This window comes from Clostridium sartagoforme (assembly GCF_039521405.1).
Classification (GTDB): Bacteria; Bacillota; Clostridia; order Clostridiales; family Clostridiaceae; genus Clostridium; species Clostridium sartagoforme.
The window spans coordinates 170127-195706 of the sequence record NZ_BAAACH010000037.1 but is presented as its reverse complement, the minus strand read 5'-3'; the positions used below and the strand labels follow the sequence as shown (position 1 = coordinate 195706).

Annotated in this window: 24 protein-coding genes and 1 riboswitch; of the genes, 23 read left to right on the top strand and 1 reads right to left on the bottom strand. The window is 28.7% G+C overall.

Annotated features, from left to right (window positions below; translation table 11 throughout):
• The first annotated feature begins 14 nt into the window (after positions 1-14).
• The 16 genes from ABDZ60_RS14865 to ABDZ60_RS14790 all read left to right on the top strand — a co-directional run bounded on the left by ABDZ60_RS14865 (position 15) and on the right by ABDZ60_RS14790 (position 16884).
• Positions 15-1796, top strand: coding sequence for a V-type ATP synthase subunit A (locus ABDZ60_RS14865; protein WP_016206186.1), 1782 nt, complete (start codon positions 15-17; stop codon positions 1794-1796).
• Complete coding sequence (locus ABDZ60_RS14860; protein ID WP_343779110.1) at positions 1789-3171, top strand: V-type ATP synthase subunit B; 1383 nt, start codon at positions 1789-1791, stop codon at positions 3169-3171. Before ABDZ60_RS14865 ends, ABDZ60_RS14860 begins: the two co-directional genes overlap by 8 nt.
• A 2-nt stretch (positions 3172-3173) precedes the next feature.
• Complete coding sequence (locus tag ABDZ60_RS14855) at positions 3174-3815, top strand: V-type ATP synthase subunit D (RefSeq protein WP_016206184.1); 642 nt, start codon at positions 3174-3176, stop codon at positions 3813-3815.
• Positions 3816-3994: 179 nt separating this feature from the next.
• Positions 3995-4948: an MraY family glycosyltransferase gene (locus ABDZ60_RS14850; RefSeq protein WP_016206183.1), complete on the top strand. Its 954-nt coding sequence runs from the start codon at positions 3995-3997 to the stop codon at positions 4946-4948.
• 201 nt (positions 4949-5149) lie between these two features.
• Complete coding sequence (locus ABDZ60_RS14845) at positions 5150-5677, top strand: GNAT family N-acetyltransferase (protein ID WP_343779107.1); 528 nt, start codon at positions 5150-5152, stop codon at positions 5675-5677.
• A 79-nt stretch (positions 5678-5756) separates the two neighbouring features.
• Positions 5757-5880, top strand: a riboswitch (SAM riboswitch).
• Between the two features lie 234 nt (positions 5881-6114).
• Entirely contained in the window at positions 6115-7008 is an 894-nt protein-coding gene (gene metF / locus ABDZ60_RS14840; protein ID WP_016206181.1) for a methylenetetrahydrofolate reductase [NAD(P)H], read from the top strand.
• A gap of 56 nt (positions 7009-7064) precedes the next feature.
• Positions 7065-7523, top strand: coding sequence for an S-ribosylhomocysteine lyase (locus tag ABDZ60_RS14835; protein WP_047000967.1), 459 nt, complete (start codon positions 7065-7067; stop codon positions 7521-7523).
• 246 nt (positions 7524-7769) lie between these two features.
• On the top strand, positions 7770-8246 hold the full coding sequence (locus ABDZ60_RS14830) for an NADH-quinone oxidoreductase subunit NuoE family protein (RefSeq protein ID WP_016206179.1): 477 nt from the start codon (positions 7770-7772) through the stop codon (positions 8244-8246).
• A 1-nt stretch (position 8247) separates the two neighbouring features.
• On the top strand, positions 8248-10152 hold the full coding sequence (locus ABDZ60_RS14825) for an NADH-ubiquinone oxidoreductase-F iron-sulfur binding region domain-containing protein (RefSeq protein ID WP_343779103.1): 1905 nt from the start codon (positions 8248-8250) through the stop codon (positions 10150-10152).
• A gap of 1 nt (position 10153) precedes the next feature.
• Entirely contained in the window at positions 10154-11878 is a 1725-nt protein-coding gene (locus tag ABDZ60_RS14820; RefSeq protein WP_343779101.1) for an NADH-dependent [FeFe] hydrogenase, group A6, read from the top strand.
• A gap of 290 nt (positions 11879-12168) precedes the next feature.
• On the top strand, positions 12169-12717 hold the full coding sequence (locus ABDZ60_RS14815) for a DUF5317 family protein (protein WP_343779099.1): 549 nt from the start codon (positions 12169-12171) through the stop codon (positions 12715-12717).
• A 27-nt stretch (positions 12718-12744) separates the two neighbouring features.
• On the top strand, positions 12745-13209 hold the full coding sequence (locus ABDZ60_RS14810) for a hypothetical protein (protein ID WP_047000971.1): 465 nt from the start codon (positions 12745-12747) through the stop codon (positions 13207-13209).
• Positions 13206-13880 carry an accessory gene regulator ArgB-like protein gene (locus tag ABDZ60_RS14805; protein ID WP_343779096.1) on the top strand — a complete coding sequence of 225 codons (675 nt, stop codon included), beginning with the start codon at positions 13206-13208 and terminating at the stop codon, positions 13878-13880. Before ABDZ60_RS14810 ends, ABDZ60_RS14805 begins: the two co-directional genes overlap by 4 nt.
• A complete protein-coding gene (locus tag ABDZ60_RS14800) occupies positions 13864-13998 on the top strand; it encodes a cyclic lactone autoinducer peptide (RefSeq protein WP_047000973.1) in 135 nt (44 codons plus the stop codon). The genes ABDZ60_RS14805 and ABDZ60_RS14800 overlap by 17 nt, the downstream gene beginning before the upstream one ends.
• Before the next feature lie 55 nt (positions 13999-14053).
• Complete coding sequence (locus ABDZ60_RS14795; protein ID WP_343779094.1) at positions 14054-15751, top strand: HD-GYP domain-containing protein; 1698 nt, start codon at positions 14054-14056, stop codon at positions 15749-15751.
• A gap of 227 nt (positions 15752-15978) precedes the next feature.
• Positions 15979-16884 carry a Gfo/Idh/MocA family protein gene (locus ABDZ60_RS14790; RefSeq protein WP_343779092.1) on the top strand — a complete coding sequence of 302 codons (906 nt, stop codon included), beginning with the start codon at positions 15979-15981 and terminating at the stop codon, positions 16882-16884.
• A gap of 144 nt (positions 16885-17028) precedes the next feature.
• Here ABDZ60_RS14790 and ABDZ60_RS14785 read toward each other — a convergent pair whose 3' ends face one another.
• Entirely contained in the window at positions 17029-18165 is a 1137-nt protein-coding gene (locus ABDZ60_RS14785) for an AI-2E family transporter (protein ID WP_343779090.1), read from the bottom strand.
• Between the two features lie 182 nt (positions 18166-18347).
• On the opposite strand from ABDZ60_RS14785, the gene ABDZ60_RS14780 reads away from it, so the two are divergent.
• The 7 genes from ABDZ60_RS14780 to ABDZ60_RS14750 all read left to right on the top strand — a co-directional run bounded on the left by ABDZ60_RS14780 (position 18348) and on the right by ABDZ60_RS14750 (position 25576).
• Entirely contained in the window at positions 18348-18938 is a 591-nt protein-coding gene (locus tag ABDZ60_RS14780; protein WP_016206169.1) for an NUDIX hydrolase, read from the top strand.
• Positions 18939-19156: 218 nt separating this feature from the next.
• Complete coding sequence (locus ABDZ60_RS14775) at positions 19157-20140, top strand: alpha/beta fold hydrolase (protein WP_343779087.1); 984 nt, start codon at positions 19157-19159, stop codon at positions 20138-20140.
• A 130-nt stretch (positions 20141-20270) separates the two neighbouring features.
• Entirely contained in the window at positions 20271-20822 is a 552-nt protein-coding gene (locus ABDZ60_RS14770; RefSeq protein WP_343779085.1) for a GNAT family N-acetyltransferase, read from the top strand.
• 247 nt (positions 20823-21069) lie between these two features.
• On the top strand, positions 21070-21822 hold the full coding sequence (sufC, locus tag ABDZ60_RS14765) for a Fe-S cluster assembly ATPase SufC (RefSeq protein ID WP_016206166.1): 753 nt from the start codon (positions 21070-21072) through the stop codon (positions 21820-21822).
• Between the two features lie 16 nt (positions 21823-21838).
• Positions 21839-23248, top strand: coding sequence for a Fe-S cluster assembly protein SufB (gene sufB, locus ABDZ60_RS14760; protein WP_016206165.1), 1410 nt, complete (start codon positions 21839-21841; stop codon positions 23246-23248).
• A complete protein-coding gene (sufD, locus tag ABDZ60_RS14755) occupies positions 23248-24354 on the top strand; it encodes a Fe-S cluster assembly protein SufD (protein ID WP_343779082.1) in 1107 nt (368 codons plus the stop codon). The genes sufB and sufD overlap by 1 nt, the downstream gene beginning before the upstream one ends.
• Positions 24347-25576, top strand: a complete 1230-nt coding sequence (locus ABDZ60_RS14750) for a cysteine desulfurase (protein WP_047000980.1) — start codon at positions 24347-24349, stop codon at positions 25574-25576. The genes sufD and ABDZ60_RS14750 overlap by 8 nt, the downstream gene beginning before the upstream one ends.
• The last annotated feature ends 4 nt before the right edge of the window (positions 25577-25580 follow it).

Sequence of the window (25580 nt, the reverse complement as noted above, 5' to 3'; positions counted from 1 at the left end):
GGTAGGTTAGTAAGTTGAAGACCGGAAGAATTATTAAGGTTGCTGGTCCTTTGGTTGTTGCTGAAGGAATGGAAGAAGCAAACATTTATGATATGGTTAAAGTTGGAGAAAAGGGTCTTATTGGAGAAATCATTGAAATGAGAAATGATAAGGCATCAATCCAAGTTTATGAAGAAACTACAGGAATAGGCCCTGGCGACCCAGTTATTACAACAGGAGAGCCTCTTAGCATAGAATTAGGACCAGGTCTTATAGAAGCTATGTTTGATGGAATACAAAGACCTTTAAATGCTTTAGAAAGCGCATCAAACTCACCATTTTTAAAAAGAGGAGTATCAGTTAAATCATTAGATAGAGAAAAAGTTTGGACATTTAATCCTACAATTAAAAATGGTGAACATGTAGAAGCTGGAGATATAATAGGTACTGTACAAGAAACGTCAGTTATACTTCATAAGATAATGGTACCTTATGGCATTAAGGGAACTATTAAAGAAATTAAAGCTGGAGATTTTACTATAGTTGATACAGTAGCTATAGTAGAAACTGAAAATGGAGATAAAGAATTAACTTTAATGCAAAAATGGCCTTCAAGAAAAGGAAGACCATATAGCAAAAAGTTAAAACCAGAATCACCAATGATTACAGGCCAAAGAGTTATAGATACATTTTTCCCAGTAGCAAAAGGTGGGGCTGCTTCAGTACCAGGACCATTTGGAGCAGGTAAAACAGTTGTACAACACCAAATAGCAAAATGGGGAGATACTGAAATAGTTGTTTATGTTGGTTGTGGAGAACGTGGGAATGAAATGACAGACGTTCTTAATGAATTCCCAGAACTTAAAGATCCAAAGACTGGTGAAAGCTTAATGAAGAGAACAGTTCTTATAGCGAATACTTCAAATATGCCAGTTGCAGCTAGAGAGGCCTCCATTTATACAGGAATAACTATAGCTGAATACTTTAGAGATATGGGATATTCAGTATCAATAATGGCAGATTCAACCTCAAGATGGGCAGAAGCCTTAAGAGAAATGTCTGGAAGACTAGAAGAAATGCCAGGAGATGAAGGATATCCGGCATACCTTGGATCAAGACTTGCTGATTACTATGAAAGAGCAGGTAAAGTTGTATGTTTAGGTAGTGATGGAAGAGAAGGTGCAGTTACAGCAATTGGTGCAGTATCACCTCCTGGGGGAGATATTTCAGAACCGGTTTCTCAAGCTACATTAAGAATAGTTAAAGTTTTCTGGGGATTAGATGCAAACCTTGCATATAAGAGACATTTCCCATCAATAAATTGGTTAAACTCTTATTCATTATATGAAGATTCAGTTGATAAATGGATGAACAATGAAGTATCACAAGATTGGTCATCTTTAAGAATAGAAGCTATGACTTTACTTCAAGAAGAATCAGCTCTTCAAGAAATAGTTAGTTTAGTTGGTATAGATGCCTTGTCAGAAAATGATAGATTGAAATTGGAAATTTCAAAATCAATAAGAGAAGACTATTTACAACAAAATGCATTTCATGAGACAGATACATATACTTCATTAGATAAGCAATATAAAATGCTTAAATTAATCTTATTATTTAGAAAAGAAGCTGAAAGAGCTTTAAAAGCTGGAGTATATTTAAATAAGATATTAAATCTTGATGAAATTAGAGATAGAATAGCAAGAAGTAAGTATATATCTGAGAATGAAATAAATAAGATAGATAAAATAGAAGAAGATTTAAAAACTACAATAGATACTTTAATCAACGAAGAAGGAGGGGTTCTAAATGCTTAAGGAATATAAAACAGTTACAGAAGTTGTGGGACCTTTAATGGTTGTTGAAGGTGTTGAAGGTGTTAAATATGATGAATTAGTTGAAGTAGAACTTCAAACAGGAGAAAAGAGAAGAGGAAAAGTTCTTGAAATAAATGGAACCAAGGCTATGGTTCAATTATTTGAAGGATCTACAGGGATTAATTTAAAGGAAACAAAGGCACGATTTTTAGGTAAACCTCTAGAATTAGGAGTTTCTAAAGATATGCTTGGAAGAATATTTGATGGAATGGGAAATCCAATTGACAATGGGCCAAGAATAATAGCTGAAAAAAGAGTTGATATTAATGGTGAAGCTATAAATCCAGTATCAAGAGATTATCCATCAGAATTTATTCAAACTGGGATTTCAGCTATTGATGGACTTAATACTTTAGTTAGAGGACAAAAGTTACCTGTGTTCTCAGCTTCAGGACTTCCTCATGCACAATTGGCTGCACAAATAGCAAGACAAGCGAAAGTTTTAAATTCAGATTCTAACTTTGCAGTTGTATTTGCTGCTATTGGTATTACTTTTGAAGAATCTCAGTTCTTCGTAGATGAATTTAATAAAACAGGCGCTATAGATAATTCTGTATTATTTATGAATCTTGCATCAGATCCAGCTATAGAAAGAATAGCAACTCCAAGAATGGCACTTACTACAGCTGAATTCTTAGCTTATGAAAAAGGAATGCACGTATTAGTTATTATGACTGATATAACAAATTACGCAGAAGCATTAAGAGAAGTTTCAGCTGCTAGAAAAGAAGTTCCAGGTAGAAGAGGATATCCAGGATATTTATATACTGACCTTTCAACTTTATATGAAAGAGCAGGTAGACTTAGAGGAAAAGAGGGTTCCATAACTCAAATTCCTATTTTAACAATGCCGGAAGAAGATAAAACTCATCCAATTCCAGACTTAACTGGATATATTACAGAAGGACAAATAATTCTTTCAAGAGAGTTATACAAGAAAGGAATTATGCCTCCTATAGATGTATTACCATCACTTTCAAGACTTAAAGATAAAGGTATTGGTAAGAACAAAACTAGAGAAGATCATGCTGATACAATGAACCAATTATTCTCAGCTTATGCACAAGGTAAGCAGGCAAAAGAGTTATCAGTAATTTTAGGTGAATCAGCTTTATCAGATGTAGATAAGCAATATGCTAAGTTTGCAGAAGCATTTGAGGAGCAATATGTATCTCAAGGCTTTACAACGAATAGAAGTATAGAAGAAACTTTACAATTAGGATGGAAGCTTCTAAAAATACTTCCAAGAACAGAACTTAAGAGAATAAGAGATGAATACTTAGAAAAGTATATGCCAAAGGGAGATGAAGAATAGCCATGGCAAGATTAAATGTAAATCCTACTAGAATGGAGATGTCTAAGCTGAAAAAAAGATTAGCTACAGCTACAAGAGGACATAAACTTTTAAAGGATAAACAAGATGAGCTTATGAGGCAATTCGTTAATCTTGTCAAATACAATAATGAATTAAGAAAATCTGTAGAAGAAGAATTACAAGGTTCTCTTAAAGATTTTGTTATGGCTAGAGCTGTTATGAGCTCAGAATTTTTAGAAGAAGCAGTAGCTTATCCAAAAGAGAGTATATCTGTTGAAGTAGGAACTAAAAATATAATGAGTGTTAATGTTCCAGAGATGAAATTCCATAGACAGCTTGAGGGAGATGAAGGAAGTATATTTCCATACGGTTTTGCAAGTACATCATCTGAATTAGATGATTCAATAGCTAAGCTATATAAAATATTACCAAAGTTATTAGAACTTGCAGAAGTAGAAAAATCAACTCAGCTTATGGCAGATGAAATAGAAAAGACAAGAAGAAGGGTTAATGCTCTTGAATATATGACCATTCCTTCATTACAAGAAACTATAAAATATATAAGAATGAAGCTGGATGAAAATGAAAGAGGAGCTTTAACTAGACTTATGAAAGTTAAAGATATGATAGAAGCAAGAAATTAAGGAGATGTGAAAACATCTCCTTAATTTTGTTTACATATATAAGCTACATTATATGTTGTTTAATTACATAATAAACGTAACAGTTTTGTAATTGATAAATATGCCTATTAATAGTATAATAAAGTAATGAATTTTAGTAACTTAATGAATGATAGACGTGAGAAATCAAGGAGAAAATTATGATATATGCAATATCCTTTATATTATCTTTTTTGATAGTATATTTAATAACACCAATTTTAATTAAAGTATCTTTTAAATATAGTTTTACAGATAAACCAACTAAAAGAAAAAAGCATGGAAGAGAAATTCCACTTTGTGGTGGCTTATCTATGTTTATAAGCTTCTTTATAGTATATTTTTTTATTAATAGATATACAGCAATAGATGAAAAGTTATGGATATTTGCAGGTGCTTTATTAATATTAGCAATAGGTTTAATAGATGATACTTTTAAGACTAGAGGAAAAGAGTTCCCTATATACCCAAGGTTAATAATTCAATTATTAGCGGCATTTATAGTTTTTAAATCTGGAATAGTGTTTAGAGGATTTACAAATCCATTTACAGGAATTTACATACAATTATCAGGAGTACTACAATTTATACTAACTATGACATGGATCTTTGGCGTAACAACGGTTATAAATTGGTCTGATGGTATGGATGGCTTAGCAGGGGGATTGTCTTTGATATCATCTATAACTTTTGCAGGAGCAGCCATAATATTAAAGCAAAGTGAATCAATTAGTATGTCATTAATAGTATCAGGAGTAACACTGGGCTTTTTAATGTACAATAAATATCCAGCAAAGGTTTTTATGGGAGATTCAGGAGCTAATTTTTTAGGGTTTATCTTAAGTATAATAGCTTTAGATGGAGCTTTTAAACAAGCTACTCTAATGAGTTTATTTATACCTATTTTAGCTCTTGCAATACCTATTTTTGATAATATATTTGTTATAATAAAAAGGTTTTTAGATGGAAAACCTGTGTATCAAGCAGATAGAAGTCAAATACATTATAGATTAGAAGCAAAGGGATTTACTCCAAAGCAAGTTGTAACATATATAAATATGGTTAGCTTAGCTTTTAGTATAATTTCGATAGTATTACTTTTAATTAAGAATTAATATTTATTTCAGTGCACGGGTGTTTCTATGTTATAGGGAACAGTAATAGGACAGGTAACAGTTAACGGATACAAGTTGTTATATAGATTGGTTCTCAATTTACATCACAACTTGTTTCTTGATACCTGTGTACTTTACCAAAAAACTGTGAACCGCGAATTGTGCATTCTGAACTAATTAATATAAAAGGGGGGGCTTATTATGTATAGTGGTCAGTTAGTAAAACTAAGAGCATATAAGGAAGAAGATATAGAAAAGGCAACAGTATATATAAATAATGAAGAAGTAAAAAAACTTATGGACTCTGCAATCCCATTTCCTATGACTAAATGGCAAGAAGAAGAGTGGGTAAGAAGTAGAAAAGCAAATACGGATTTTACTTATGATTTTGCAATTGAGGATTTAAAAACTGGAAAATATATAGGCGGATGCAGTATTAATGAATGTGATGTAAAAAATAGAACTTGTGTAGTGGGAATAATGATTGGAGATAAAGAATATTGGGGCAAGGGATATGGAAGTGATGCACTAAAAGTACTAATCAAGTTTATTTTTGAAGAAGTTAACATGAATAAAATAAAACTTAATGTATTTTCATTTAATAATAGAGCAATAGCATGTTATAAGAAGGTTGGATTTAAAGAAGAAGGAATATTAAAAAAAGAGATATATAGAAATGGAAGATATTATGATGAAATAATTATGGCTATGTTTAAAGATGATAACTAAAGATTAGCCATATTTAATTAATAGTATTATTTACACAAGATATAAAATACTTTATAATTATAAAAAAGAATATACTAAGACTTTATCAAGAGTGGTGGAGGGACTGGCCCTGAGAAACCCGGCAACCTACAAAGGTGAAATGTAATAAGTGATTTTAATTTATATATTTCTATTGTGTGGTGCTAATTCCTGTTAGATAAGGGTAATTTATAGGCAATATATTAATACCCAAGTGTTATCTTTGGGTATTTTTTATTGCCTAAAAAATTATAATAGTTTTTAAAACTTAATTTTGGTGAATTATTCCTATAATTTTCACTACTTCTTATCAAGTATTCACTAAATAAACAACTGTGAATTATGCCTTGTAAACTGTGAACTTAAAAAGTGTTTTGCGCTTTTGTTAAAATATTTAAGCAATAAAATGGGGGGAAAATATGAATATTAAGAATTTATTTAATGAAAAAGAGGTGGTTTTTTCTTTTGAGATATTTCCACCAAAGCAAGAATCAAAAATCGATATAATTTACAATACCTTAGAGGAATTAAAAGATTTAAAGCCAGATTTTATTAGTGTAACTTATGGGGCAGGTGGGAGTTTATCAAAGAATATGACATGTGAAATTTCTTCAGTAGTAAAAAAGAAATATGGTATAGAGGCTTTAGCGCATTTAACTTGTATAAATTCAACTAAAACTCAAGTTGATTATATACTAAATAATTTAAAGGAATCAGGAATAGAAAATATATTGGCATTAAGGGGAGATATTCCAAGTAATTATGATGGAATTAGTGAATTTAATTATGCAAGTGATCTTATAAGTCACATTAAGAAAAGAAATGATTTTAATATAGTGGGAGCTTGTTATCCAGAAGGGCATTTAAATACTGTAGATTTAGATACAGAATTTAAAATTTTGAAGAAAAAGCAAGATTCAGGAGCAACGCATTTAATATCTCAACTGTTTTTTGATAACGAGTATTTTTATAATTTCTTAGATAAAACTAATGAGTACAATATAGATATTCCAATACAAGCAGGAATAATGCCTGTTATTAATACTAAACAAATAAAAAGGATTGTATCGTTATGTGGAGCTAAACTACCTAAAAAGTTCATTAAAATAATGAATAAATACGAATATAATCCAGAAGCCTTAAGAGATGCAGGAATCGCATATGCTATTGAGCAAATAATAGATTTAATATCAAGTGGTGTTGATGGAGTCCATTTATATACAATGAATAATGCATATGTTGCTAAGAGAATAAGTACAAATATATTTTCTATATTGGATACTATTAATAATTGTGAAAAAGTAATAAATTAGTTAATATATATATGATACTAAATAAAAAAGTTAAATATCTATATGGAGGATGAAATATGGAAAAGGTAGAAAGTTTTGAATTAGATCATAGAATAGTTAAAGCTCCTTATATTAGAAAGTGTTGTTTATTAACAGGGGAAAAAGGAGATAAGGTAACTAAATTTGATATTAGATTTTTACAACCTAACAAAGAAGCTTTTGGTACAGCAGCAATGCATGGATTAGAACATCTTCTAGCTCATGAATTAAGAGGAAGATTAGAAGGAATAATAGATTTATCACCAATGGGATGTAGAACAGGATTTTATTTGACTATTTGGGGAGATATAGAACCTTATGAAATAAAGAGTGAATTGGAATTTTCATTAAAAGAAATTTTGAATGCAACAGAAATACCTGCAGCTAATGAAATTCAATGTGGAAACTATAAGGATTTATCATTATTTGGAGCAAAGGAATATGCTAAAGAAGCATTGAAATCTGGTTTTTCACTAAATATCTATGGAGAAGAATAAATTAATAATTAAATTTTAATAACAAAAATAAAAATTATACATAAAAGAGTCATATTCTAATAAATATTATATAGAATATAACTCTTTTATTTTTATGTATAAATTATAATAGAACATAATATTAAATAAATAAAGTGAATATATAAATTTTTACATATTTCAAAATAAATAGAAATATGATACCATTTAATTATTAAAATATTTTGAAAATTTATAATATTAAGAAAAAGATACGGGGGAGATAGTTTGAGAAATACATGTGGTAAATTTAAGGAGTTAGAATTATTTATCCAGAATGGGAATGATGATGAAAGTTCTTTGATTGCGGTACTTCATCATGCACAAGGCTTATATGGATATTTAGGAAGAGAGGTTCAGGAGTATATTGCTTCTATGCTAAATATACCAGCATCTAAAGTATATGGTGTAGTAACATTTTATTCCTATTTTTCAACCGAACCAAAAGGCAAATATGTAATAAGTATATGTACAGGAACTGCTTGTTTTGTAAGAGGAGCTTGTGATATATTAGAGGATTTTAAAAAAATATTAGGCATAAAAGAAGGCGAAACTACCAAAGATGGATTATTTACTTTAGATACTTTAAGATGTGTCGGATCATGTGCTATTGCACCAGTAGTGCTTGTAAATGATAAAGTTTATGGATATTTTACTAAACCTCAAGTAAATGAATTAATAAATAATCTAAGGGAGCAAGGTTAATATGGAGAGAATAAATAATTACAATGATTTATTAGAAAGAGTTCAAGAATTTAAAAAGAATATAGAGGTTAGAGAGAATCCTGAAAAATATAATAATGGTGAAATAAAAGAAAGACATATATTAATTTGTGGAGGACCAGGATGTAAAGCTTCAAATGCTGATAATATTAGCAGAGCTTTCAATGAAGAAATAGATAGGCTAAATTTAAAAGATGAAATTAAAGTAATAATGACTGGATGCTTTGGATTTTGTGCAAAAGGCCCAGTAATAGAAATTATGCCAGATAAGGTATTTTATATAAAGGTAACAGAAGAGGACGTTAAAGAAATAATAGAAAGTCATATTTTAGAGGGAAGAGTAGTTGAGAGATTACTTTATGAAGATAAAGAAACAAAAGAAAGAATAAAAGTAAAAGAAGATATTCCTTTTTATAAAAAGCAAGTAAAAATAGCACTAAAAAACTGTGGAGTTATAGATCCAGAAAATATGGAAGAAGCTTTAGGGATAGGAGCTTATACAGCGTTAGGAAAAGTATTAACAACTATGACACAAGAAGATGTTATAAAGGAAATTAGTGAATCAGGACTTAGAGGCCGAGGAGGCGGAGGATTTCCAACAGGTAGAAAGTGGGAAGCTGCAAGAAGAGCAAAAGGTGATGTAAAATATGTAATCTGTAATGCTGATGAAGGCGATCCAGGAGCATTTATGGATAGAGCAATATTAGAGGGTGACCCTAATTCAGTTTTAGAAGCAATGGCTATTTGTGGATATGCTATTGGATCAAGTAAGGGTTATATATATATAAGAGCGGAATATCCTCTAGCTGTTCAAAGGCTGAAAATAGCTTTAAAGCAAGCAAGAGAAATAGGTGTGCTAGGAGACAATATATTAAATACAGGATTTAAATTTGATATAGAAATAAAATATGGAGCAGGAGCATTTGTGTGTGGAGAAGCAACAGCATTAATTCACTCAATAGAAGGATTAAGAGGAGAGCCTACTATGAAGCCACCGAGAACTTCTGAAAAGGGATTATGGCAAAGGCCTACATGTGTTAATAACGTGGAAACTTTCGCAAATGTTAGTCAAATAATTAACAAAGGTTCTGAATGGTATAGCTCAATAGGAGCGGAGAAATCTACAGGAACTAAAGTTTTTGCTTTAGCAGGAAATATTAATAATGTTGGGCTTGTGGAGGTTCCTATGGGAATTCCATTAAGAGATATTGTATATGAAATAGGTGGAGGAATTATAGATGATAAAGAATTAAAAGCAATACAAACAGGAGGACCTTCAGGTGGGTGTATTCCAATTGAATATTTAGACCTCCCTATAGAATATGATACCTTAACAGAGATAGGTTCTATGATGGGATCAGGTGGAATGATAGTAATGGATGAAGATAATTGTATGGTTGATATTGCTAAGTTTTATTTAGAATTTAGTGTAGACGAGTCATGTGGTAAATGTACTCCATGTAGAATAGGTAATAAAAGAATATTAGAATTTTTGAAGAAGATAACAAATGGAACAGCAGCAGAAGAAGATCTGGAAAAAATGGAAGAGCTTTGTGAGGTAGTTAAAGATGCGTCTCTTTGTGGATTAGGGGAATCTGCACCAAATCCAGTTTTGAGTACATTAAAGTTTTTTAAGGAGGAATATAAGCAACATGTAGTAGATAAAAAATGTGTTGCAGGAGTTTGTAAAGGACTTGTTAAATATGAGATTACTGATGAATGTATAGGATGTACCAAGTGTCTAAGAGCCTGTCCTGTACTGGCTATTAAAGGAAAAATTAGAGAAAAGCATAAAATTGATATAGATAAATGTATTAGATGTGGTTTATGCTACGAGGCATGTCCAACTAAGGCCATAATAAAAACTAGCTTAGGAGGTGAAGCTTAAAATGGTTAATATAAAAATTAATGGAATAAATTTAGAAGTTGAAAAAGGCAGTAGTATTTTAGAAGCTGCAAAAAAGATAAATATAAATTTACCAACACTGTGTCATATGTATATGGCAGATGGGGAAACTCGAAATTGTAAGGGAACTTGTAGAGTTTGTGTTGTAGAAGTAGAGGGGTGGAGTGGATTAGCACCATCATGTGCAACAGAAGTGAAAGAAGGAATGTCAATAAAGACTAATTCTATAAAAGCAATTAAAGCAAGAAGGATTATAACAGAGTTGTTATTATCAAATCACCCTAAGGATTGCTTAAATTGTGATAAGAATACAAATTGTGAGCTACAAAAGTTAGCTTCAGATTTAGGTGTAGATGAAAAAAAATATGAAGGAGAAATGGTAAACTTTGATTTAGATTTTTCTGACGGATTTATTAGAGATAGAGAAAAATGCATTTTATGTAGAAGATGTATTACAGCTTGCAATGATGTTCAAAAGGTACATGCTATAACTGCAGCTAACAGAGGATTTGGAACTAATGTATCAACTTTTTCTAATGATTCAATAAAAGATACAAACTGCACATATTGCGGTCAATGCGTAGCAGTCTGTCCAACAGGAGCTTTAAGAGAAAAAAGTGATTACAAAAAGGCATGGGAATTATTAGATGACGATAATAAATATGTTGTAGCGCAAATAGCACCTGCTGTGAGATCTGCTCTTGCTGAAGAATTTGGGTTAGAATCAGGAGGATTATCTACAGGGAAAATCATAACTGCATTAAAATTGCTATCATTTAATTCTGTATTTGATACAAATTTTGCAGCAGACTTAACCATAATGGAAGAGGCTAATGAATTTATAGAAAGATTTACTGTAGGAGAAAATTTACCTCTTATTACTAGTTGTTGTCCAGCTTGGATAAATTATGCAGAAAATAATTATCTAGAAAATATCAATCTTGTATCAAGTTGTAAATCCCCTCAACAAATGTTTGGAGCTATAGCTAAAAATTATCTTCCCAAAAAATTATCTGTAAAAAGGGAAAATTTGAAAGTTGTATCAATTATGCCATGCATAGCTAAGAAGTTTGAAGCAAATAGAAAAGAAATGATAAGTAATGATGGAATAAAGGATGTAGATCTAGTTATAACTACTAGAGAACTAGCTAAAATTATAAAAGAGGCAGGGATAGATATAATTAATTTAAAGGACTCAGAATTTGATAATCCGTTAGGGGTATCAAGTGGAGCAGGTACTATATTTGGAACTAGTGGAGGGGTCATGGAGGCTGCTCTTAGAACTTCCTATGAATGGATGACTGGAATGACACTAGAAAAAATAGATTTTGAAAATGTAAGAGGTTTAGAAGGAATTAAGGAGGCTAAAATAGATATAAATGGAAGAGAAGTTAATATAGCAGTTGTTAGTTCATTAGGAAATGCTAAAAAGGTTATGGATGATATAAAGTCAGGAAAATCTAAGTATCATTTTATAGAGGTTATGGCATGTCCTGGGGGATGTATTGACGGAGGAGGACAACCGTTTATAAAATCTAATAGAGAAATTCTAAAAAGGAGAATGGAAGCAATATACAATGAAGATAAAAATAAAAATATTAGAAAAGCTCATGAGAATCCCATGATACAAAAGTTATATGAAGACTTTTTACAAAAGCCCAATAGTTATATAGCGCATCAAATATTACACATCAGCCACAAAAAATAGTAAATAATAGGCTTAACTATATAGATTTAAATCTATAGCTAGCTCAAATCCATATAATTAAAGTTTTATAAAATAATATAGCTTAAGATAGGGGATAAAGAAGAAATTTATCCCCTATTCTAATATAATTAATTAGAATAGACAAAATATTGGCAAAAATATCAAAAAGCCCTCTTTTAATCAAAAAAACTATGGAAAAGAATAACAATAAATAGTATAATTAGTATGACTTATATATAGGATTAAAATTTAATTATATATAAGTCATTTTATAGTAGGAGAGATAATATATGCTAGAAACTATAATGATTTCACTTATATTTTGTAAGATAAAAGGTTTAAAAATAAAGCCTTTATTTAAAAATTGGACAATATACCCGGTTATGTTTATGGAGCTGATTTACATAATAATGCAGGTGAATATTTATCTCGAAAATTATTCAGTAATAAATTATGTAGGTGTACTAAAAACCATGTATTTATGTTCATATTTACCATTGATATTTAAGTATAACCAATATATATCAGCTATAATTGGAGCTGGATTTGTTATAATTGGAGGTATATTGAATGATATAGCAATATCAGTAAATAATGGATATATGCCAGTATTCCCTACGGTGTCATATCTAACAGGATATGCAAAAGCAGATTCATTTAGTAAAGTAAATGATATACATATATTAGGAGATTCAACAACTAAGTTAAAGATACTAACAGATATAATTGATGTTGGATATAGTGTTCTTAGTATAGGAGATGTATTTATAAGAGTGTATGTATTCATAATAATTTATAATGTAGTAAAGCTACTAAATACAACAAAAGAGAAAAATTAAAATAAACAATTAAGAGGGAGAAAAAATATGTTAAGACTGTATCCAATAGAATTCTTTTTAAGGGCAATACCAGAAAGTTTTATAGTTATATTTGCAATCTATATCTTCTCAAAAACAGAAATAAATAAAAAAAGATATTTAATAACGAGTATAACATTTTCTTTAATTATTTATATTGTTAGAATGTTACCAATAAGCTATGGAGTACATATGATTTTATCTGTTTTATTTTTATTATTTATAATGGCTTATTACAATAAATTAGATGTTATCAATGCAATAAAAAGTATTATACTTGTATATTTAATTCAGCTAATATCTGAAGCAATAAATGTCTTAATGCTTAATTTTATGAAGTTTGATTTGGAAACTTTACTTAAAGATCCGATTAGTAAAACTATATTAGGAATACCGTCATTAGCAATTACAGCAATTATGATATCAATTTTTTATATTATAAATAAAAAAAGAAGGAAGCTTAAAAAAATATGAATTTAGAATTAATATGTAAAAATATATCAATTAATTTAAAAAATCAATTAAATTTAAATGAGGATAAAGCTAGTATTATTGAATATGGGCTATTTGCATTTTTTCATATGAGTATATCAATATTATTAGTAGCAGTAATAGGATTAATATTTAATGTAATGATTGAAGCTTTAATAATTTCTTTTGTTGTAGCTATTTTAAGAAAATTTTCAGGTGGGGCACATGCAAGTACAGCACTTAACTGTGCAATAGTTGGAGTATTAATATCTGTAATACCAGCTTATATAACTAAAAATCTAAATTTTAATATTAATTATATAATTTTTATAGGAATTCCTTTGTATATAATTTCACTTATCATTGTTTATAAATTAGCACCAGTAGATAGTCCTAATAAACCGATAAAAAAGCAAGAAAAAATAAAAAAGTTAAAAAAAGGCTCTATTATATTATTATCTATTTATATGATTATTGTAGCTTTTAATGTGATTATATATTATATAAGCAAGAATCATATATTTTTAGTATATTCAGCTTGTATATATATAGGAATGTTATGGCAAGTATTTACTTTAACTAAATATGGTCATATTTTAGTTAATATAGTAGATTCTTTATTTATAAAAATTTTTAAGATATTAAGGGGGGAAAAAAATGAAAAGATTAAATAACAAAGTATTAATGGCAGTTGCCGCTTTTGCTACAGTAATTGCATCTGTAGTATCTACATCAGCATGTTTCTGGGCTATGTATCAACCAGAGGAGCCAAAGGCTTTAAGAGATGAGTAATTAAATAAAGATCGGATTTTCCGATCTTTATTTAAATAATTATGAGGTGAACAATTTGAATAAAATAAATAAAGATAAGAGAAAACAAATAAATGATATGGTTTCAATAGTAAAATTAGCATCATTAATGTTCACAGCTATTATATTTTTCCAGTATTTTTTTAATAATAATGAATTTTTAGACAATTTGGTGTATCAACAAATTATGTTCATGGCCTTAGGAGGTGTAATGCTATTATTATTAGCAATATATATGTTATGGTCATTTTCATTAAATGGTAAACTTAATAAGAGTAAATATAGGAAAATTATTTTTATAGAAAATTTAGCTTTTATAGCAATGTTTTTGGGAACAGTTATATTTTCGGGAGCTTATCAAAGTGAATATAAATATATATTTTTATTTATAATAACCAGTTCAACTATACAGTTAGGCTTAAAAAGTGGAATAACTATTGCAGGAATATCATCATTAGCAATATTAATAATGGATATATTATGTATGCCTAATGTTGCGGTTAACAAAAACTTTCAAAATGATTTGATATTATCAGGAATCTTTTTACTTACAGCTTGGCCTTTAGGGTTTTATGTAAAAATTGAGGGAGAGCATATAAGTAGATTAGAAGATTTAGTTAATAAGGATGGATTAACAGGTGTATTTAATCATAGATATTTTCATGATTCATTAAAAGAGAAAATAATATTATCAGAGAAAAATGGTGAGCCAATTTCTATGATATTTGTTGATATAGATTATTTCAAGCACTACAATGACCTATATGGACACCAAAGAGGAGATGAAGTATTAAGAACTATAGGAAATATATTAAAGAAAAATATAAGAAGTACAGATATCGCAGCCAGATATGGTGGGGAGGAATTTGCTTTAATATTACCAAATACTACAGAAGAGCAAGCATTATTAATAGCTGATAGAATAAGATCTGTAATAGAGAAAACTAAGTTTTATGGTGAGGAAAATCAGCCAAGTGGAGTTTTGACAGCATCTATGGGGGTTTCAGTTTTTCCAGTTAAAGCTAAAAGTGATATAGAACTTATAAAAAGTGCAGATGATGCATTATATAGAGCAAAATTCTTTAATAAAAATCGAGTTGAAACATATACATCTATATTAGATGATTTAAAAAATGATATTGATGAAAGAGATGTGGAATTAGTTACATCAATCAAAACACTTATAAGTGTAATTAATGCTAAAGATAGATATACATATGGACATTCAGAAAGAGTAGTATTGTATAGTAGATTATTAGCTCAAAAGTTAAATTTAAGCAAAGAAGAAGAAGATACATTAATATATGGAGCTTATATGCATGATATTGGTAAAATTAATATAGCTCAAGATGTATTAATGAAAAAAATGCCACTATTGCCTGAGGAATGGAATATGCTAAAACAACATCCGGAAAATGGTGTAGAAATAATAAAGCCTGTAAAATCATTGCAAAATATGATTCCAATAATATTACATCATCATGAAAAATATAATGGAACAGGTTATCCTGGAAATCTAAAAGGAGAAGAAATACCTTATTTAGCAAGAGTTTTAACTGTAGTGGATAGTTTTGATGCTATGACTTCAAATAGACCCTATAATAAAAGAAAAACTTATGAAGAAGCTATTATAGAGTTAAGAAATTTTAGTGGAATTCAATTTGATCCTATTATTGCAGAAAAATTTATAGAAGTAATAGAAGAAAATAAAGATAGATTAGATAGCCTTGTTTAATTTTGCGAAGCAAAATAGTGAAGAAGGAAAGAGTGAAAGAGTGAAAAAAGTTAAGGAAAAAATACTTAAGGGATTTTCGAATAAAGAGTGCTTTGCACAAGCTGAATTTAAGTTTTATGGAGAAAAACACTCTTAACTTTTCACTCTTTCATTATTAACTTTTCACTAAAAAATTGCTTCATAATTCATAATATATAATAAAAGCATTTTATAGAGGGGTGAAAGCAATGAAAATAGGAATAATTGGTTTAGGCAATATATGCGAAAAAGCATATTTACCTGTCATTACAGCTAAAGAAGAAGTAGAACTAGTATTTTGTACTCGTAATAAAGAAAAGTTAGATAGTTTATCAAAAAAATATAGAATTAATGAATCTGTATCTTCAGTTGATGATTTAATTAATATGAACATTGATGCAGCTTTCGTTCATACAGCTACAGAAAGCCATGTAGAGATAATAGAAAAGTTATTAAATAATAATATTCATGTTTATGTTGATAAGCCGATAAGCTATAATTATGAAGAGAGTTTAAGGATATGTAAATTAGCTAAAGATGTTAATAAGATATTAATGGTAGGTTTTAATAGAAGATTTGCACCAATGTATTCTGATCTTAAAAATTATGGAACTCCTTCAGTTATTAAATTAGAAAAAAATAGAGTAAATAGTCCAAAATCCTCAGAAGTATTTGTTTTAGATGATTTTATCCATGTTATAGATACTTTAAGATTTTTAATGGATGACGATATAGAAAATATAAATGTAAATGGATTAAAGAAAAATGAATTAATTTACAATCTTGTTGTTACAATGACGAATAAAAACACTACATGTATAGCAATGATGAATAGAGATGGTGGAGCAAATGAAGAAGAATTAGAGTACACTTCATGTGGAAAAAAGATAATAGTTAAAAATTTAATGAATTCAAAGATACTTATAAATAATATAGAAGAAAATAAAACATTTAAAGATTGGGATAGCATATTATACAGAAGAGGATTTGAAAGTATAATAAACGAATTTATTAATGGGGTAAGACTAGGAGTTCAACCTAAGCCAACAATAGAAGATGCTATAAAGACTCATAAAATATGTGATGAAATATTAAATGAAATAGATAATATATAAAAAAGGCAAGGAACAATATATAATATTTTGTAAAATAAGTTATTATTATTGTTCCTTAAGTTTTAAATTGGACATATATAAGTTTAAGTTACTTGTATCGAAAGTAAGTTATAAGAAACATTATATATGTCTAATTTTTTTTTATTATAAATTGATTTGTTTTGAATCTAATCGTTTATTTGTGTACTCTCTTATAAGTTGGTAAGCCACACTAAATACTGGTATTCCAATTAGCATACCAATTAAGCCAAGGGTACTACCACCAACTAACATGGCTAACATAACCCAAATTGCTGGAAGTCCAACAGAATTTCCCACAACTTTAGGATATATAACATTTCCCTCAAATTGTTGCAAACATAATATGAACACGATAAACCATAATGCTTGCATTGGATTTATTAGAAGAATTAGAAATACAGAAGGAATTGTGCCAATAAATGCACCAAAAACAGGAATTAATGCTGTAACTCCAATAAGAACACTAACTAATAAGGAGTAAGGCATAGAAAAAATATTCATACCTATAAAGCATAGAATTCCAAGTATAACAGCTTCAATGCATTGGCCTGTTATAAATTTAGAAAAAGTAGTATTAGAAAGTCTAATAACTCTAATTATCTTATCAGCTAATGGCTTAAATACAAATGCATATAATATCTTTTTTGAGTGATATAATAAGGTTTCTTTACTAGCAAGCATATAAATAGTTAAAACTATTGAAAGAACAAAATTTACAACACCACTGGTAATAGAGATAGTTGTAGTTAAGATACTTGTTAGAGAAGTTGTTAATAAACCACCAACTATTGTTAATAATTCCTTCCAAGTTGTCATTAAAGTATCGTATGCATTTTGTAATATTTCTGTTGATGATATATATTGATTTATTAGTTTCTCAAAAGATCTTACATAATCAGGTACAGCATTTAAAAGTGTAGAAATGCTTGATATAAGCTCAGGAATAACAAATAAAGCTAGTGCTATTACAAGGCCTATAACAGTAATAAAGGTTGCTAGAATAGATAATGGTCTCTTTAATTTTCTTGCGTAACCTGATTTTTGATTATCTAATAAGTTGAACACTTTATTTTCAAAGAAAGTCATAGGTAAGTTTAAAATAAAAGCCATACAAAAGGCAAGAATAAATGGCTTAAGTATACCTATAATGCTCCCAAAAGTACTAAGTACAGATTTAATATTTAAAAGAATGAAATAAAGAGCTATTAAATATGTTCCAAGTAGAATATTCTGTTTAAGCTTGTTACTTATATTTTTCAAATTTTAAAATCCTCCATTGTTTAAAGTTATATTATAATTTTAAATGAATAAGAATAAGAATACTAGTGATAAAGGTTAAATTATTTGTAAAATAAAAGAAAAATATATATAATGAATTATAACACTGTAATAATTCAGATTATTAATTGAAACATATATATAAAGGTAAGGAAGTTGAGAAAATGAGCAAAGTAAAGTTAGAGAATATAAAATTATTAGCAGATACTAAATATTTAAAATTATACAATGCAGAGTATACAAACAAATACGGAGTTTTAAGAAATTGGACTATAGCATCTAGAAAAGATTTAGATACTATAAATAATAAGTTTTTTCATGGTACAGAAGATAAAATTGATGCAGTAGTAATAATAGCTAAGCATATTAAAGAAGATAAATTAGTAATAATAAGGCAATTTAGAGTTCCTATAAATGATTATGTAATAGAATTACCAGCTGGACTTGTTGATAATAATGAGGGATTTGAAGAAGCAACTAAAAGAGAATTAAAAGAAGAAACAGGACTAGATTTAGTAAATATAGATTATAATAGAACAAAAGAAAAAGTATATGTTTCAGTAGGGATGACGGATGAATCTGTAGCACTTGTTTCATGTACTTGCGATGGTATTATTTCCAAGGAAAATCTAGAAGCAGATGAGGATATAGAAGCTATACTGATTTCTAAAGAAGAGGCAAAAGAACTTTTAAAGTCAAATGAAAATATAGATGTTAAAGCACTTCTGGCAATACAAAGCTTTATATTAAGCTAACTAATAGATGATGACGTACAATTTTTATAATCTAAATTAAGGGGATGTCTGTGGCATTCCCTAATTACTTTATTAAGATTTATAGTTGATATGCGTAAAGTTACGTTGATCTGAATTGAATTTATTCAATAAGGAAACATACATATCTCTACTTTTTAAATAAAATTTCATAAAAGAGACAAAATATTAAGGACTAACTGTGTATAGGAGTGCTTAATATGAAATACAAAAGTATAAAGAGTAATAGAGAATATTTCTATAATTTTGGAATGGATGAAGATATAGTAGATGAAGTAAAAAAAAGACTTTCTTATATAAAAGAGTCAGGATATTTTATGGGAGAAAATGATATAAAAATATATTATGAAAAGTATAAAGCTAAAAATCAAATAGGAAAAATAGTTATATCCCACGGCTTTACAGAGTGTATAGAAAAGTATAGAGAGATAATATATTATTTTATAAAAGAAGGTTATTCAGTATTTATAATGGAACATAGAGGTCATGGACGTTCAGGTAGATTAGGCAAAAAACATGAAAGCCAAATAAACATAGAAGATTTCAATTATTATGTAAATGATTTTAAAGTATTTATAGATAAGATAGTAATTAAAAATACTGATAAGATATATTTATATTCTCACTCTATGGGAGGTACAATAGGGGTGATGTTTTTAGAAAAATATCCAGGAAGCTTCAAAAAAGCTATTTTATCTTGTCCGATGTTAGAAATAGCAATAGGAAACATCCCTAATTTTATAGCGAGAATTATAGCTAAAGTAAGCATATTATTAGGTAAAGGTGATGAATTTATATTTGGAAATATGCCATTTGAAAGTACTTACGATTTTATTTTAGCTTCAACATCAAATGAATTTAGATATAACGTATATTATAGAGAAATAATAAGCAATGAGAAGATACAAAGAGGTGGAGGTTCATTTAGGTGGCTTTATGAATCATTAAAATCTTTTAAATATATATTTAAAAGAGAAAATTTAGAAAAAATTGATATACCAGTTTTGATTTTTCAAGCAGGAAAAGATTCTTTAGTAGGTGCAAGAGGAGAAAATAAATTCTCAAGAAAGTGCAAAAGTTGTGAGCTTGTTAGATTTGAAAATGGAAAGCACGAACTCTATTTAGAAAATGATGATATATTAATACCTTACTTAGAAAAAATATTTAATTTTTTAAGTGATTAATTAAAAAAATATTAAAAAATTAAAAATAGATTTATTAATAGGTTAAAAATAAAACTAATATCCTTTTATTATTAACAATAATATTGTAAATGAAATATGATATTATATAAAACATAAGGAGGGATGTAAAATGATAGATATACTAAGGTTAAAAAATAAAAATGGAAATATAGTTAATGCTAAATACAAAGAGCTTGATTTAAGCTATATAGATCAAATAATAGAGTTACAAGAAATTATAATGCAAGATTTAGATGACAAACAATTATATGCCCCTACAGAGAGAGAGGAATTTATAGAATATTTTCAAAAAGGTGCAAAAATAATTGGTTATTTAAATGAAGAAGAAGAATTAATTGCTATGGCCGTTTATATAAAAAAGGGATATGATAAAGGTAATTATGGGTATGATTTAGATTTAGAAGGTGAGAACTTACTTAAAGTTGGTCAAGTTGAGTCAACAGTAGTTAGAAGTGATTATAGAGGAAATGGACTTCAACGACTACTTTGCGAAAAAATAGAGGATATAGCTAAAAATGAAAAAGTTAAACTATTAACTTCAACAGCTTCCCCATATAATAAATATAGTGTTAATACTTTTGAAAAATTAGGCTATAAAATCGAAAAAGAAAAAATCAAATATGGTGGCTTAAGAAGATATGTATTAGCAAAAGAATTATAAAATATATGTTAAATTATGTAAAAAAGGCTTATTCCTTTGAATAGCCTTATTTTTTTGCATAAAAATAAAATAAAAGTAGAAATGTAAAGCTAATAAAAGTTATTGGCAAATAATCATGTCATATAGGTAAAATTAAAAAAAATATAATTTGATTAAATCAGAGCTATTTAGTATGATATAATTAATTCAGACTGAAATAATAGGAATTGATTTAAATTCACATAAAACACGTTAAGGAGATGTAAATATGAGTGATGTTTTATTAAATATAGATGGGTTAAAAACAGCAGTAGAAGGCAAAGAAATTTTAAAGGGATTGAACTTAAAAATAAATAAAGGTGAAATTCACGTAATAATGGGACCAAATGGTGCAGGAAAGTCAACATTAGCTAATACATTAATGGCTCATCCAAAATATAAACAAGTTGAAGGTGAGATTACATTTGAAGGTGAAGATATAACAGAATTAAAAACTGATGAAAGAGCAAAAAAAGGCTTATTCTTATCCTTCCAACATCCAGAAGAAGTACCAGGTATAACTGTAGAAAATTTTATAAGAAGCGCAAAAATAGCTAAGGATGGTCAATTAATTAAGTTCTTAAAGTTTGATAAAGATTTAAAGAATAATATGAAAGAATTAAAAATTGATAATGAATATTCAAAGAGATATTTAAATGTGGGTTTTTCTGGTGGAGAAAAGAAAAAGAACGAAATATTACAAATGCTTATGTTAAGCCCTAAGCTTGCAATATTAGATGAAACTGACTCAGGACTAGATGTAGATGCAATAAGAGTAGTTTCTCAAGGTATAAAGATGTTTGCAAATGAAAATAATGGAGTTTTAATAATAACTCACAATACTAAGATACTTGAAAATTTAGAAGCTGATTATGTTCATGTTTTAGTTAATGGGAAAATAGTTAAAACTGGAGATGCATCTTTAGCTAAAGAAATTGAAAAAGATGGATATGAAGCTTTTAAAATAGAAGCATCAGTATAGTGTGGAGGTGAGCACTTTGGAAATAAAGAATAAGACCTACGTAGAAGATATGGATAGAGGAATCTACGATGTTAAAAATGAAGATACATTTGATTTTAAAGCAGATAAGGGTTTAACAAAGGAAATCGTAGAAACCATTTCAAAAGAAAAAAATGAACCAGAATGGATGAAAGAATTTAGATTAAAATCTCTTGAGGTATATAATAAAATTAAACTTCCAACATGGGGACCATCATTAGATGAACTAGATATGGATAATATAGTTACTTATGTTAAGCCAAAATCAAAACTTCATGAAAGTTGGGATGAAGTTCCTGAAGATATTAAAAAAACTTTTGATTTATTAGGAATACCAGAAGCAGAAAAGAAATCATTAGCGGGTGTTGGAGCACAATATGATTCAGAGGTTGTTTATCATAGTATAAGAGAAGATCTTGTTAAACAAGGCGTAATTTATACAGATATGGAGACAGCAATTAAGGAACATGAAGATATAGTTAGAGAATACTTTATGAAATGTGTTACACCAAGTGACCACAAATTTGCAGCATTACATGGAGCTGTTTGGTCTGGCGGATCATTTGTATATGTACCAAAAGGAGTAAATGTAGATATTCCACTACAATCTTACTTTAGATTAAACTCACCAGGTGCAGGACAATTTGAACATACATTAATAATTGTTGAAGAGGGAGCTAAGCTTCATTTTATAGAAGGCTGTTCAGCCCCTAAGCACAATATGACAAATTTACATGCAGGCTGTGTTGAATTATTTGTAAAAGAGGGAGCAACACTTAGATACAGTACAATAGAAAACTGGTCAAAGAATATGCTTAACTTAAATACAAAAAGAGCAATAGTTGAAAAAAATGCAAGAATAGAGTGGATATCAGGATCATTTGGATCACATATATCAATGCTTTATCCTATGAGTATTTTAAAAGGAGAAGGTGCAAGAGCAGAATTTACAGGAGTATCTTTTGCTGGAAAAGGCCAAAACTTAGATACTGGAGCAAAAGTAATACATGCAGCACCAAATACTTCTTCAACAATAAATTCAAAATCAATATCTAAAAATGGAGGGGCTGCTACTTATAGAGGTGTTGTAAAGGTAAGCTCAAATGCTTATAACTCTAAATCAGTAGTATCTTGTGAATCATTGATGCTAGATAATTTATCTAAATCTGATACTATACCAGTTATAGATTTAATGAATGATGATGTTGAAATAGGACATGAAGCTAAAATAGGTAAAATTAGTGATGAAGCTATATTCTATCTAATGAGTAGAGGAATAAGTGAAGAAGAAGCTAAATCAATGATAGTAAGAGGATTCGTTGAACCTATATCAAAGGAATTACCACTAGAATATGCAGTAGAAATGAATAATTTAATTAAGCTTGAACTAGAAGGGAGCATTGGATAATGAATATTAATTTAAATTTCAATAATTTAAATAAGACTCCTGTAAGAACTAAAAGCTGGTTAAATGTTAATGATGTAACATTGAAAGATTATAAAGCTCCTGAAATAGGAAACTTTAATAATGATGAAATAACTGGTAATGATTTAGAAGGAGTTACGATAGAAAGACTTAATAAGGGAAATGTATTTCCATTAAATAAGAAATTTATTTATGGAGTTTCAGATGAAATAGTTAAGCAAGGAGAACTTCATTTTAATAAGGGATATATAATAAATATAGATAAAAATGCTAATGTAGAAGAGCCAATACTTATAGAATTCAATATGGATAAGGAAAATAGCACTTTAGTAGATAATATTTTAATAGTGGCAGAAGAAAATTCAAATGCAAAAGTAATTATAAAATATAATTCATTAGATGATAGTGAAGGATATCATAATGGTGTCTGTAAGATATTTAGTAAAGACAATAGTAACATTCAAGTTGTTAAAGTGAATTTATTAAATAAAAATACCATGAATTTAGATTCAAACCTTTCTGATGTTGGATATAATGGTAAGGTTGATTTTGTTTCAATAGATTTAGGTGGGAAAAACAGTATAACAAATTATCATGGTGATTTACTTGAAGATAATTCACAGTCAACACTTAGTTCAATATACTTAGGTGGAGATAAAAAAGTCATAGATATGAATTATGTTATGACTCATAAGGGAAGAAGAAGTAAGTCAGAGATAACAACTAAAGGAGCACTAAAGGGAGAAGCAAGCAAAATATTTAGAGGAACTCTTGATTTCAAAAGAGGAACTACAAGAAGTGTTGGAGTAGAGGATGAATATTGTATGATACTATCTCCTAAAGTAAGAGCAAAAGCACTTCCATTACTACTTTGTGAAGAAGATGATGTATCTGGAGAACACGCAGCAGCTTCAGGTAAAATAGATGAAGCAAAACTATTCTATTTAATGAGCAGAGGCTTAAACTATAATGATGCTAGAAGAATAATTATAGAAGGAGCTTTTAATCCAATAATAGATAAAATAGATAATGAAAATATAAGAGAAGCAATTTTAGCTTCCATAAAGGAATGTTTAGATAATGAATAATATAGATTTTTTGAAGGATTTTCCTACATTAAATAAAGAAAAAAATGGGAAAAGAATAGTTTATTTAGATAGCGCTGCAACAACACAAAAACCTAATTCTGTTATAAATTCTATAAAAGATTATTATGAACAATCTAATGCAAATCCTCATAGAGGAGCTTATGAATTGAGTGTACTCGCAACGGAAGCTTATGATGAAGCAAGAGAAAAGGTTAAAAAGTTTATAAATGCAAAATATAGAGAGGAAATAATTTTCACTAAAAATGCAACTGAATCATTTAATCTTTTAGCAATGTCATATGGAATGACTTATATAAATGAAGGTGATGAAATAGTAATTTCAATTGCAGAACATCACTCAAATTTAATTCCATGGCAACAAGTAGCAAAGGCTAAAGGTGCAATTCTTAAATATATGTATACTGATGAAAATGGTGAACTTACAGAAGAAGAGGTAAAAAGTAAAATTACTGAAAAAACAAAGATTGTAAGTATAACACATGTATCTAATGCTTTAGGAACAATAAACCCTGTAAAAGAAATAGCGGAATATGCTCATTCAAAAGGAGCTGTAGTTATAGTTGATGGAGCACAAAGCGTTCCACATATAAAAGTAGATGTTAGAGATATAAATGCAGACTTTTTAGTAATTGCAGGACATAAGCTATTAGCACCTATGGGCATAGGGATACTATATGGCAAGAAAGAATTACTAGAAAAAATGCCACCTTTAATGTTTGGTGGGGATATGGTAGAGTATGTATATGAACAAGAAACTACTTTTAATGTATTACCATATAAATTTGAAGCAGGAACTCAAAATGTCGAGGCTGCAGTAGGGTTATCAAAAGCAATAGATTACTTAAATGGAATAGGTATGGAGAACATAGAAAAAATTGAAAAAGAACTAATGACTTATGCATATAAAGAAATGAGTAAACTTGAATATGTGAAAATATATGGACCTAAAGATATTGAAAAAAGAGGTGGAGTTTTATCTTTTGAAATAGAAGGGGTTCACCCGCATGATGTAGCTTCAATATTTGATACTTTTGGAGTTTGTATAAGAGCAGGTAATCACTGTGCACAACCTCTAATGAGATATATGGGAATAAATGCAACATCTAGAGCAAGTATATATTTCTATAATACAAAAGAAGATGTTGACAGATTAATAGAAGCAGTAAAACAAACATATGATATGTTTTCAAAATGGAGGTAATGTT